The 12780-nt window shown below is 72.7% G+C and carries 6 protein-coding genes; 1 reads left to right on the top strand and 5 read right to left on the bottom strand.

What is annotated here, in order from left to right:
• Nucleotides 1-130 precede the first annotated feature (130 nt).
• Nucleotides 131-3220, bottom strand: coding sequence for an ATP-binding protein (locus GA0070608_RS27775; protein WP_176733869.1), 3090 nt, complete (start codon nt 3218-3220; stop codon nt 131-133).
• A gap of 368 nt (nt 3221-3588) precedes the next feature.
• Here GA0070608_RS27775 and GA0070608_RS27780 point away from each other — a divergent pair, with 368 nt between their 5' ends.
• Nucleotides 3589-6198, top strand: coding sequence for a M4 family metallopeptidase (locus GA0070608_RS27780; protein WP_091631761.1), 2610 nt, complete (start codon nt 3589-3591; stop codon nt 6196-6198).
• 142 nt (nt 6199-6340) lie between these two features.
• Here the strand turns inward: GA0070608_RS27780 and GA0070608_RS27785 are convergent, their stop codons facing one another.
• The 4 genes from GA0070608_RS27785 to kdpB all read right to left on the bottom strand — a co-directional run bounded on the left by GA0070608_RS27785 (nt 6341) and on the right by kdpB (nt 12769).
• The gene (locus GA0070608_RS27785; RefSeq protein ID WP_091631766.1) at nt 6341-7036 is read right to left on the bottom strand and encodes a response regulator; all 696 of its coding nucleotides are present in this window, start codon (nt 7034-7036) and stop codon (nt 6341-6343) included.
• Complete coding sequence (locus tag GA0070608_RS27790) at nt 7033-9585, bottom strand: sensor histidine kinase (RefSeq protein WP_091636335.1); 2553 nt, start codon at nt 9583-9585, stop codon at nt 7033-7035. The genes GA0070608_RS27785 and GA0070608_RS27790 overlap by 4 nt, the downstream gene beginning before the upstream one ends.
• A 95-nt stretch (nt 9586-9680) precedes the next feature.
• A complete protein-coding gene (locus GA0070608_RS27795; RefSeq protein WP_091631770.1) occupies nt 9681-10562 on the bottom strand; it encodes a potassium-transporting ATPase subunit C in 882 nt (293 codons plus the stop codon).
• 2 nt (nt 10563-10564) lie between these two features.
• Entirely contained in the window at nt 10565-12769 is a 2205-nt protein-coding gene (kdpB, locus tag GA0070608_RS27800; protein ID WP_091636340.1) for a potassium-transporting ATPase subunit KdpB, read from the bottom strand.
• Nucleotides 12770-12780 lie beyond the last annotated feature (11 nt).

Consider the following 12780-nt stretch of genomic DNA (forward strand, 5'->3'; position numbering starts at 1 on the left):
ACGCACGGTAGGAGGCGGCAATTACCACGGCCTTACCGCTGCCGGACAGGCCCGCGCCGCCACCGGTCCGCCGACTCCTGGCCGCTTCCCGAGGCCGAGCCCCGGCCTTCCGCCGGGCCGCCGCCGCGCCTCAACCCGCCGCCGGGCCGGCAGTCGCGGCGTCCGCCGCCGCCAACTCGTCGGTCAGCGCGCGGATGCCGTCGAGCACCTGCGTGTCGCCGGAGTCCCGGGCCGCCCGCTGGCAGGTGGCCAGCGCCACCCGCGCCTCATCGGTACGGCCGGTGCGCAGCAGGATCTCGGTGAGGTTGGCCAGGGTGGGTGGCAACGCCCACGAGTGGCCGAGCGACCGGGCCAGCCGGACCGCGGACCGGGCCAGGGCGTGCGCCCGCCGATGCTCGCCCAGGTGCAGCTCGATCACCGCCAGGTTGCTCTGGTCGATGGCGAGCACCGCCGGGTCACCCATCCGCCGGGCCGCGGTCACCGCCCGCCGGGCACAGTCCCGCGCCACGTCCAGCCGGCCGTCGATCCGGGCCAGTTCGCCCATGGTGGAGAGCGCTCCGGCCAGCAGCGGCAGGTCGTCGCAGCGTTCGGCCAGCCGCAGCGCCTCCGCGCAGGCGTCGGACGCCCGCTGGAGTTCCCCGGTGAGCATCAGGCACCCCGCGCGGATCGACTCGACCCGGGTGAGCCGGGGCAGGATCGCCGCCTCGTCGAGCCCGACGGCGGCCTGTTCCGCGCGGGCGAGGGCCGTCAGTGCCTCCGCGTACTGTCCGCAGCCGAAGTGCATGGTCCCCGCGGTCAACTCCAGGTCGACGCGTTCGGTGGCGGTGCCCCCACCGGGCACCTCCGCCAGCCGGTGCCGGACCGCGTCCAACTCGGCCAGGCCGTCCTGTGGCCGGGACAGCCGGCCGAGCACCTCCGCCAGCACGATCGCCACCCGTACCGTACTGCGCGCGTCCGTCGACTCCTGGTAGGTCCGCAAGGCCGCACGCAGCACCTGTTCCCCTTCCTGGTAGCGGGCGCTGCGGCGCAACACGATCCCCCAGTCCAGGCGGGCGGCGGACGCGGCGGACGAATCGGCGGCGGCGTCCAGCCGGGCCACCAGGTCCATGTAGTAGGCGCAGGCGCTGTCGTTGGCGAAGAGGCTGGCCGCCCGTTCGGCGGCGCGCCGCAGCCAGTGCACGGCCCGCGGGTCGTCGGCCCGGCCGAGATGGAAGGCAACCGCTTCGACCGCGTCGGGGCGCCGGACCAGCATCGTGTCGGCGTACGTGCGATGCAGGTGGCGCCGGCTCGCGGCACCGAGTCGCTCGGCGCAGGCCAGCTCCACCAGAGGATGGCGGAACGCGTACCCGAGCACGGGCCGGCCTCCCGTGGTGACCTCCCGTTCCACGACCAGGCCGGCGGCGACAGCGGTGTCCAGCGCCGCCGCCACCGCCGGACCGCCGAGCGACGGGTAGAGCCCGGCCAGCGCGACCGCCTCCAGCTCACCGAGGGAGACCGCGCCGCCCCCGCCGACCGCGAGCGCCCCGAGCACCGCCCGGGCCTCGTCGGAGAGGCGGGTCAGCCGGCCGCGGACCAGCCGTCGCACCCCGTCGGGTACGCCTCGCACGTCACCGGCGGTGACGAGTTCCAGGGCGAACAGCGGGTTGCCCCGGGACAGCTCGTAGATGCGCCGGGCACGCTGCGGCGCGACGCCGGTGAGCCGGGCACAGTCGGCGAGGCTGAGCCGGAGCAGGGCCACCTCCACGGCCAGCCCCTGTTCCACGGTGGTGTCCAGCACCAGACGCCGCGGGTCGCAGCCGGGCAGCTCGTCGTCGCGGAGGGTCGCGACGAACCGCCAACGCCGGGACCGGGTGGTACGCAGCAGGTGGTGCAACAGGCGCAGCGAGGCGGGGTCGGCGGCGTGCAGGTCGTCGAGGACGATCAGCAGCGGCCGGACGGCGGCCAGGTCGGTCAGCAGCGCCGCCACCGCCCGGAAGAACCGGGCCTGTTCCTCCTCCGGACTGGCGGCGTTGTCAGGAGCATCCCCCAGAGTGGTCAGTACGGCGGCGAGCCCCGGGTGTTCGGCCGTCACCACCGCCCGTTCGGTCGCGGGGCAGGTGGCGAGATACCCGTCGAGCGCCTCGGCGAACACCCCGTACGGGGTCTGTCCTTCTGCCGGGTGGCTGGTGCCCCACAACACCTGGGCACCAGCCGAGGCGGCCTGCCGAGCCGCCTCCGCCACCAGCCGGGTCTTGCCGATACCCGCCTCGCCGGTCACCAACGCGAGCGGCACCCCACCCGGCTCGGTAGCGGCCCCGGTACCGGCCGTGGCGTGCTCCACCAGCAGGGCCAGCGGGCGGGCCCGGCCGATCAGAGGCTGGTCGTGCGGGCGCCGGATCGCCGACGGCAGCAGCGTCGCAGTGCTGTCCGCCGGCGCGGTGGGCGGAGCGGCCAGCAGGTCCAGTGCTTCCCGCAGCAGCGCCTGGAGCTCGGGGGCGGGTGGGATCCCCAGTTCCTCGGCCAGCACGTCGCGCGCCACGTGGTACTGCCGCACCGCCTGCCTCGGCCGCCCCGCGTCCACCAGCACGCGAGCCAGCAGCAGATGCAGTTCCTCGGCGGCGGGCACCCGGTCCAACTCGGCCCGCAGCACCTCGACGGCCAGGTCCGGCTCCGCCGCCGTCACCAGTACCCGGGCCAGGGCGGGCACCACCCGGGCACGCAGCGCCACCCACTGCCGCCGCCGCTCGTCGGCCCAGGTGGCGTACCGGTCCTCGGGCAACAGTTCGCCGCTCAGCAGCTCCAGCGCGGCGGTGAGCGCCGTCCGGTCGCCGGTGTCGAGAGCGAGACCGGCCGCCCTCGTGGCCTCGTCCGCGTCGACCACCGTCGACACCGGGTCGAGACTCAGCAGCTCGCCGTCGCTGTGCAGGTACGCCGACGGGATCCGCGGGGGCAGTTCCGGTTCCAGCGCGTGCCGGGCACTGTGCAGGGTCACGTGCAGGTTGCGCAGGCCCGCCTCGCGTGGCGCGTCCGGCCAGATCGCCTCCAGCGCCTGGTCCCGGTGCAGGCGGTTGCCGGGTGCGACGGCCAGAAGCTTGACCAGGGTCCGGGCACTGCTGCGCCGCCAGTTCCCGGCGACCGGCAGGTGTCCCTCCCGCTCCACCCGGAACCCGCCGAGGAGACGGATGCGCAGCCGGCGGGGCCGTCCGACCTCCGGTTCACCCGGCTGAGCTGGCCCTGGCATGCGCGAAACCATATCCATGGTCAGCTGCCCGACGACCGGTAGGGCCGGGTCGAGCCAGCGGGACTCCGGAATGTGCGGTCCCGCAGGGCGGCCTCCACCTCCGCAGCAGCGGGGACTACCGGATGGGCGGATACGACCGGTAGGCGGCCATGGCGGCCGATGCGGGCCAACCGGATACGCCGGATCCGTGTCACCCGACCGGGCCGACAGGGGTTTCCTCGCCCTTGTCGTGCATCCGTGGGCTGAACCGATCACCAAAGCATGCGCGGGCGGGTGGGTTGCATCGGTTGAACGGCCTCTTCTCTTCGCTCAGATAGATCGCTATATCTACATGCGTGACTACCGTCACGTGACCCCCAGGAGGGCCAGTGAAGAGATCCCTCGCCGCCGTCAGCATCGCGCTACTCACCAGCGGCCTGCTGACCGGCGTCGCCACCACGGCGTACGCGGCACCGGCCGCCCCCACCCCCGAGGCGAGCGCTGTCGCGCGGGCCGAGGCGGCTCTGCGCGCGAATGGCGCAGCCGTGCGGGCCGCAGCAGGCGAAACGTACGCCGCCTACAGCTCCAAGGTCGACCCGAACGGGGCGGCACACACCCGCTACACCCGCGCCTACCACGGCTTGCGGGTCGCCGGCGGCGACTTCGTGGTGCACACCGCCCCGAACGGTAGCTTCGCCGGCTCCTCGGTCGGTCTGGTCACCCCCCTCACGGTCGGCACCACCCCCCGGATCAGCGCGGGGAAGGCAGCCGCCGCGGCGAAGACGTTGTTCAAGGGGACCCTGACCGCCGTCGGCACCCCGGAGCTCTTCGTCGACGCCAGCTCGGGCAAGGGCCGGCTGGCCTGGGAGACGGTGGCCACCGGGTGGCAGCCGGACGGGCAGACCCCGTCGAAGTTCCACGTCATCACCGACGCCGCGACCGGCAGCCTGATCGGCTCGTACGACGAGATCGAGATGGTCGCCGGCACGGGCAACAGCGTCTACTCCGGGACCGTCACGGTCGACACCACCCTGTCCGGCAGCACCTACTCGATGATCGACCCGGTCCGGGGCAACGGATCCACCTGCGACATGAACAACGGCACCTCCACCTGCACCACCCTCACCGACGCCGACAACACCTGGGGCACCGGGGCCCCCTCGAACCGGCAGTCCGCAGCGGTCGACGCGCACTTCGGTGCTGCCAAGACGTTCGACTACTTCAAGAACGTGCACGGCCGCAACGGCATCTTCGGCGACGGCCGGGGTGTGCCCAGCCGGGTGCACTACGGCAACAACTACGTCAACGCCTTCTGGGACGGCTCCCGGATGACCTACGGCGACGGCTCGGGCAACGCCAACCCGCTGGTCTCCATCGACGTCGCCGCCCACGAGATGAGCCACGGCGTCACCGAGAACGTGGTCCCCGGCGGCCTGACCTACTCCGGCGAGTCCGGCGGCCTCAACGAGGCCACCAGCGACATCTTCGGCAACATGGTCGAGTTCTACGCCAACACCGCCGCCGACCCGGGCGACTACCAGGTCGGCGAAAAGATCAACATCAACGGCGACGGCACCCCGCTGCGCTACATGTACAACCCGACCCTGGACGGCTCGAGCGACAGCTGCTGGTCCACCAGCACGAAGAACAAGGACGTGCACTACTCGTCCGGCGTGGCCAACCACTTCTTCTTCAACCTCGCCGAGGGCACCGGGGCCACCCCGTACGGCACCTCTCCGATCTGCGGCTCCGCTCCCGCGGTGACCGGCATCGGCCGGGCCACGGCGGAGAAGATCTGGTTCCGGGCGCTGGACGTCTACTTCACCTCCAACACGGCGTACGTCAACACCACCAACCCGGCCAACACGGCGCGGGCCTACAGCCTGCAGGCCGCGACCGATCTGCACGGCGTCTGCAGCACCCAGTACAAGGCCGTCCAGGCGGCCTGGACCGCGGTGAACGTGGCCGGTAGCGACACGGCCTGCCCGGTCGGCAACGACTTCTCGGTCTCCGTCTCGCCGGCCGCCGGTTCGGTGAACCCGGGCGGTTCGGTCACCGCGACGGTGGCCACCGCCATCACCAACGGCAGCGCGCAGACCGTGACGTTCTCCGCCACCGGCCTGCCGACCGGCGCGACCGCGTCGTTCAGCCCGGCCTCGGTGACCTCCGGCGGCTCGTCGACCCTGACGATCAGCACCTCGGCCAGCACTCCGGCGGGCACCTACTCGGTGACCGTCAACGGGGCCGGGGCGGCGGTGACCCGTTCCGCCACCTACAACCTGACCGTGAACGGGCCGCCCGGTTGCTCGCAGACCAACGGTACCGACGTGACCATCGCCGACAGCAGCACGGTGGAGAGCCCGATCACCATCTCCGGCTGCACCGGTAACGCCGGTTCGGCCAGCACCGTCGCGGTGGGCATCGTGCACACCTACATCGGTGACCTGGTGGTCACCCTGGTCGCCCCGGACGGCAGCACCTACGTGCTGCACAACCGGACCGGCGGCTCGACCGACAACATCAACCAGACCTACAACGTCAACCTGGCCGGGGAGGTCGCCAACGGCACCTGGAAGCTGCGCGTCCAGGACGCGGCCAGCGGGGACACCGGGTACCTGAACACCTGGACGCTCAACCTGACCGGCTCGGCGCCCCCGTCCTGCGGCGGCAGCAACGCCACCAACGTGACGATCAGCGACAACGCCACGGTGACCAGCACCGTCCCGGTCAGTGGCTGCACCGGCAACGCCTCGTCCACCAGCACGGTGGCGGTGCAGATCGTGCACACCTACATCGGTGACCTGGTGGTCACCCTGGTCGCCCCGGACGGCAGCACCTACGTGCTGCACAACCGGACCGGCGGCTCGACCGACAACATCAACCAGACCTACACCACCAACCTCTCCAGCGAGGTCCGCAACGGCACCTGGACCCTGCGGGTGCAGGATGCCGCCAGCGGCGACACCGGCTACATCGACAACTGGACGCTGACCCTCTAGTCGGTCGGCAGGACGACCGAGCGGGCCGGCGCCTCCTGACGGAGGTTCCGGCCCGCTCCGGCGTACGGGTGAGAGAAGCGGTGTCTGGGCGAACCGGGCCGCACCGACCACCGGTCCGCCGGCCACCTGGGCCACCCCGGCGTCAGGGGCGGAACCGGTAGCCCATGCCGGGTTCGGTGATGAGATGACGGGGGCGGGCGGGGTCGTCCTCCAGCTTCCGGCGGAGCTGGGCCATGTACTGGCGCAGGTAGTTGGTCTCGTGCTGGTACTCCGGACCCCACACGTCATGCAGGAGCTGCCGCTGGCTGACCAGCTTGCCGGGGTGGCGAAGCAGCTGGTCCAGCATCGCCCACTGGGTGGGGGTCAGCCGGACCTCCGTCTCGTCGTCCCGGATGACGGTGCGGTCGGCGAGGTTGACGGTGTGCCGGCCCACCCGGGCGGTCGCGGCGAGCGGGGCCGTGCCGTCGGCGGACGCCGCGGCGAGGCGTCGGGTGACGGCGCGGATGCGGGCGAGGAGTTCGTCGACGCCGAAAGGCTTGGTGACGTAGTCGTCGGCACCGGCGTCGAGGGCGGCGACCTTGTCCGCACTGCCGGCCCGGCCGGAGAGCACGATGATCGGAATGGTGGTCCAGCCGCGCAGCCCCTGGATGACCTCGGTGCCGTCGATGTCGGGTAGGCCGAGGTCGAGCACGACCAGGTCGGGTGGACGGCTGGCGGCGGCCTTGAGCGCGGCGACGCCGGTGGCGGCGACGTCCACGTCGTAGCCGCGGGCGCGCAGGTTGATCCGCAGGGCACGCAGGATCTGTGGTTCGTCGTCGACGACCAGGATGCGGGTCATCCCTGCGCCCCTTCCGACCTGACGGGCTGCGCGGCGGGCAGCCGCAGCACCATCGTCAGTCCCCCGCCCGGGGTGGTCTCCGGGGTGATGCTGCCGCCCATCGCCTCGGCGAGACCACGGGACAGCGCGAGGCCGAGCCCGACGCCGGTGGTGTTGTCCCGGTCGCCCAGACGCTGGAACGGCAGGAAGACGTGCTCCCACTGGTCGGCCGGGATCCCGGGGCCGGTGTCGATGACCCGAAGCTCGACCTGGCCGCCGTGGGCGCTGGCGGTGATCGTGGGCGGCTGACCGGGCGGGCTGTGCCGTAGCGCGTTGGCGACGATGTTGACCAGGACGCGCTCCAGCAGGCCGGGATCAGCCTGCGCGGCGGGCAGGTCGGCAGGCAGGTCGGTGGCGACGTCGGCGGCCGGTGCCCCCAGGTCGTCGAGGGCCCGGGGTACGGCGTCCTCGAGGCCGATCGCGGTCGTGGTGACGCCGAGGACACCGGCCTGCAGGCGGCTCATGTCGAGCAGGTTGGCCACCAGCCGGGCAAGCCGGTCCAACGACTCCTCCGCGGTGGCGAGCAGCTCCGTCCGGTCGTCGGCGTCGAACTCGACGTCGGGGCTGCGCAGGCTGCTCACCGCGGCCTTGGCGGAGGCCAGGGGCGTACGCAGGTCGTGGCTGACCGCGGCGAGCAGCGCGGTGCGCATCCGGTCGGCCTCGGCGAGCGGCCGGGCGGTGGCGGCCTCCTCGGCCAGGCGCTCCTGTTTGAGGGCGACCGCGGCCTGTGCGGCGAAGGCCTCGACGATGCGCCGGTCGGCGGCCTCCAACCGTCGGCCGCTGAGCACGACGGTGAGCCGTTCGTCCACCGGCACGGCGGTCTCCCCCGCGCTCGGGCTACCCGCCGGCCGGTCGCCGACGCTGGCCACCACCCGCCAGGCGCCCTCGTCGCGGGCCCGGTCGGGCCGCCCCTCGGCCTCGGCGGAGAGCTCCAGGACGCTGACCGCGCGCAGTCCGAAGGTCTCCCGCAGCCGGTCCAGCAGCGCCGGCAACGGCCGTTCGCCGCGCAGCACCCCGCCGGCCACGGTGGCCAGGGTCTGCGCGTCGGCGGATGCCCGGGCGGCCTCCCGGGTCCGCCGGGCGGCCACGTCGACCACCCAGCTGACGGCGACGGCGACGCCCACGAAGACGCCGAGGGCGAGCAGGTTGTCGCCCTCGGCGATGGTCAGCGTCCGGAACGGGGGTGTGAAGAACCAGTTGAGCAACAGGGAACTGCCGAGCGCCGCGACCAGCGCCGGCCACAGCCCGCCGACCAGCGCGACGCCGACCACTCCGGCGAGGAAGAGCAGGATGTCGTTGGTGAGGCTCAGCTCCGGCAGCACCCGGAGCAGCAGGGTGAGCAGCGGCATGCCCAGGCCGGCCAGCGCGAAGCCGAACAGCCGCCGGCGCCGGGACAGCGCCGCCGGCACCCCGGCCGTCCGCCGGCCCCGGCCGGCCTCGGGATGCGTCACCAGGTGCACGTCGATCGGCCCGGAGAGCGCGGCGGTGGTCACGCCGACGCCCCGGGAGAGCAGCTGCGCGAACCGGCCGCGCCGGCTCGCGCCGAGCACCAGCTGGGTGGCGTTGACGCCCCGCGCGAAATCGAGCAGCGCCGCGGGGATGTCGGTGCCGAGGACGTGGTGGTACGTGCCGCCGAGGCTCTCCACCAGGACCCGTTGCCGGGCGAGCTGGGCGGGATCGGCGCCAGCGAGTCCGTCGCTGCGGGCGACGTGCACGGCGAGCAGATCGGCGCCCTTGCTGCGGGCGGCGATCCGGGCGGCGCGGCGGATGAGCGTCGCGCCCTCCGGGCCGCCGGTGAGTGCCACCACCACCCGTTCGCGCGCCTCCCAGGTGTCGGAGATGCCCTGCTGGGCGCGGTACGCGTCGAGCTGGTCGTCGACCTTGTCGGCCAGCCAGAGCAGGGCCAGCTCACGCAGCGCGGTGAGGTTGCCGACCCGGAAGTAGTTGCCCAACGCCGCGTCGATCCGGTCGGGCCGGTAGATGTTGCCGTGCGCCATCCGCCGGCGTAGCGCCTCCGGGGTCATGTCGACCAGCTCGACCTGTTCGGCGACGCGGACCGCCTCGTCGGGCACCGTCTCCCGCTGGATGGTGCCGGTGATCTGGGCCACCACGTCGTTGACCGACTCGAGGTGCTGCACGTTCACCGTGGACAGCACGGTGATTCCGGCGTCGAGGAGTTCCTGGATGTCCTGCCAGCGCTTCTCGTTACGCGAGCCGGGCACGTTGGTGTGCGCCAACTCGTCGACCACGGCGACCTCGGGACGACGGGCCAGCACGGCGTCCAGGTCCATCTCGGGAAACTCGGTGCCCCGGTAGGTGATGGTGCGCCGGGGCACCTGCTCCAGGTCGCCGATCATCGCGGCGGTGTGCGCGCGGCCGTGGGTCTCGACGAACCCGATCACCACGTCGGTGCCGCGTTCGGCCCGCCGGTGGGCCTCCTCCAGCATCGCGTACGTCTTGCCGACGCCGGGTGCTGCCCCCAGGTAGATGCGCAGTTCTCCTCGTGGCACGGACACCATTCTTCCTGCTGCGGGTGTCGCCGGTCAGCCGGCGGTGGGGTGTGCCGGCGGGCCGGGCCCGTCACGGCCCGGCCCGGTGCTGTCGATCAGCGGGCGGGAAACTCCTCGTCGAGGGCGAGGTTGAGCTTGAGGACGTTTACCCCGGGCTCACCCATGAAGCCGAACGCCCGGCCGGTGGTGTGCTCGGCGACCAGGCGCCGCACCTCCGCCGGGTCCGCGCCCCTCTCGCGCGCGACGCGGGCCACCTGGATCTGCGCGTACGCCGGGCTGATGTGCGGGTCGAGGCCACTGCCGCTGGCGGTGACCGCGTCGGCGGGCACGGCCGGCTCGGCCGGGGCATCGCCCCGGACCGGGGTGACCAGAGCACCGGCGGCCACGTAGTCCTCGCCGGGCTGTGCCAGCGTCACCGGCACCCCCTCGTACGTGGTGACGAACGGCGTGCCCGGGGCGATCTGGTTGACGCTGACGACCCGGGTCACCTGGCCGGTCAGCCCGCCGGCGCGGAACACGGCCAGCACCGCGCCGACCCCGTCGGTGGTGCAGTACGGGCGTCGCCCGTCGACGCCGTTCAGCTCGCCCACCGCCCGGCTGCGGGCGCAGACCTGGGTGAGCAGACTCGGCGTGGACTCCTGCGGGTCGGTGGCGATGGTGTCGACCACGCTCTCCGGGCCGAGGTTGCTGGCGGCGGTGGCGGTGGGGTCGTAGCCGTCGCCGGCGGCTGAGGGACGGGACTGGAAGTAGCGCGGGACCGGGTTGCCGTCCGCGTCGGTGAAGGACTGGCCGAGCAGCGCGCTGCCGACCGTTGTCCCGTTCGCGGTCAGCAGGGAGCCGTCGGCCTTGCCGGAGAGACCGGGCAGGGTGCCGGCGCCGACCAGGGCGAGCGGGTAGGCCAGGCCGAGCAGCACGGTGAATACCAGCAGCGCGCGCAGCGCGGCGAGGTGTTGGGACAGCCAGCTGGGTAGGCGCATTGTCAGATCCCCGGGATGAACTGGATGAGCAGGTCGATGAGCTTGATGCCGATGAACGGCACCACGATGCCGCCGAGGCCGTAGCGCAGCAGGTTGCGGCTGAGCAGCTTCGAGGCGCTGGCCGGCTGGTACCGCACGCCCCGCAGGGCGAGGGGGATCAGCGCGACGATGACGATCGCGTTGAAGATGACCGCGGAGAGGATCGCCGAGGAGGGGCTGGCCAGCCGCATGATGTTGAGTGTGTCCAGGCTCGGGTAGATGCCGGCGAACATGGCGGGAATGATCGCGAAGTACTTCGCGATGTCGTTGGCGATGGAGAACGTGGTCAGCGCGCCCCGGGTGATCAGCAGTTGCTTGCCGATCTCCACGATCTCGATCAGCTTGGTCGGGTCGGAGTCGAGGTCGACCATGTTGCCGGCCTCCTTCGCGGCCGACGTGCCGGTGTTCATCGCGACGCCGACGTCTGCCTGGGCCAGGGCGGGGGCGTCGTTGGTGCCGTCGCCGGTCATCGCGACCAGCCGGCCGCCCTCCTGTTCCTTGCGGATCAGGGCGAGCTTGTCCTCGGGGGTGGCCTCGGCGAGAAAGTCGTCGACCCCGGCCTCGTCGGCGATGGCCTTCGCGGTACGCGGGTTGTCGCCGGTGATCATCACGGTGCGGATGCCCATCCGGCGCATCTCGTCGAACCGCTCCCGCATGCCGGCCTTGACCACGTCCTTGAGGTGGATCACGCCCAGGGCGCGGGCCGGCTGGCCGTCGAGGTGCTCGGCCACGACGAGCGGGGTGCCGCCAATACCGCTGATCTCGTCGACGATCTGGCCCACCTGCTCGGTGGGGTGGCCGCCGTTCTCGCGTACCCACTTCATCACCGCGGCGGCGGCCCCCTTACGGACCCGCCGGCCCGGCCCGGTGGCGCCGGCGTCCACGCTCGCGTCGGGGGTCAGGTCGACGCCGCTCATCCGGGTCTGCGCGGTGAACGGCACGAAGGTGGCGTGCGGGATCAGGCCCGGCTCACGCTGCCGCAACCCGAACTCGTTCTTCGCGAGCACCACCACCGAGCGGCCCTCGGGAGTCTCGTCGGCCAGGCTGGCCAACTGGGCCGCGTCGGCGACCTCGGCGGCGCTCCGGCCCTCGACCGGAACGAACTCGGCGGCCTGCCGGTTGCCCAGGGTGATCGTGCCGGTCTTGTCCAGCAGCAGCGTGTTGACGTCGCCGGCGGCCTCCACGGCCCGGCCGCTCATGGCGAGGACGTTGCGCTGCACCAGCCGGTCCATGCCGGCGATGCCGATGGCGGAGAGCAACGCGCCGATGGTGGTGGGGATCAGACAGACCAGCAGCGAGATCAGCACCACCCCGGAGACCCCGGCGTCGGTGATCGCGGCGGTGTCCCCCGCGGCGGCCTGGTAGCCCTTGGCGAAGATCGCCATCGGCTGGAGGGTGACCACCGCGAGCAGGAAGATGACGGTGAGCGCGGCGAGCAGGATGTTCAGCGCGATCTCGTTCGGGGTCTTCTGCCGGTTGGCGCCCTCGACGAGGGCGATCATCCGGTCGATGAAGCTCTCCCCCGGCTTCTGGGTGATCTTCACGATGATCCGGTCGGAGAGCACCCTCGTGCCGCCGGTGACCGCGCTGCGGTCCCCGCCGGACTCCCGGATGACGGGGGCGGACTCGCCGGTGATGGCGGATTCGTCGACGCTGGCGATGCCCTCGACGACGTCGCCGTCGCCGGGGATGGTCCCGCCCGCCTCGACCAGGACGATGTCGCCCCGCCTCAGCTCCGGCGCGGGCACGGCCTCGTCCCGACAGCCGTCGGCGCGGGTGCCGGGCGTCCAGCCGACCAGGCGGGTGGCGATGGTGTCCTTCTTCGCCTGTCGCAGGGTCGCGGCCTGGGCCTTGCCCCGGCCCTCCGCGACGGCCTCGGCGAGGTTGGCGAAGAGCACGGTCAACCAGAGCCAGACCGTGATCGCCCAGGCGAACACCGTGGGGTCGACCACCGCGAGGACGGTGGTGAAGGCGGCGCCGATCTCGACGATCAGCATCACCGGGTTGCGCCACATCGTGCGGGGATCGAGTTTGCGCAGCGCGTCGGGCAGAGAGCGGAGCATCTGCTTCGGGTCCAGCAGCCCTCCGCCGACCCGGTTGGCCGGGGCGGCCGGGCTCCCGCCGGTCGGCTGTTCGCCGGTCGGGGATGTCGCGGGCGTGACGGACATGTCCTCGTTCC

The sequence above is a fragment of the Micromonospora peucetia genome, from assembly GCF_900091625.1.
In the GTDB taxonomy this organism is placed as follows: Bacteria; Actinomycetota; Actinomycetes; order Mycobacteriales; family Micromonosporaceae; genus Micromonospora; species Micromonospora peucetia.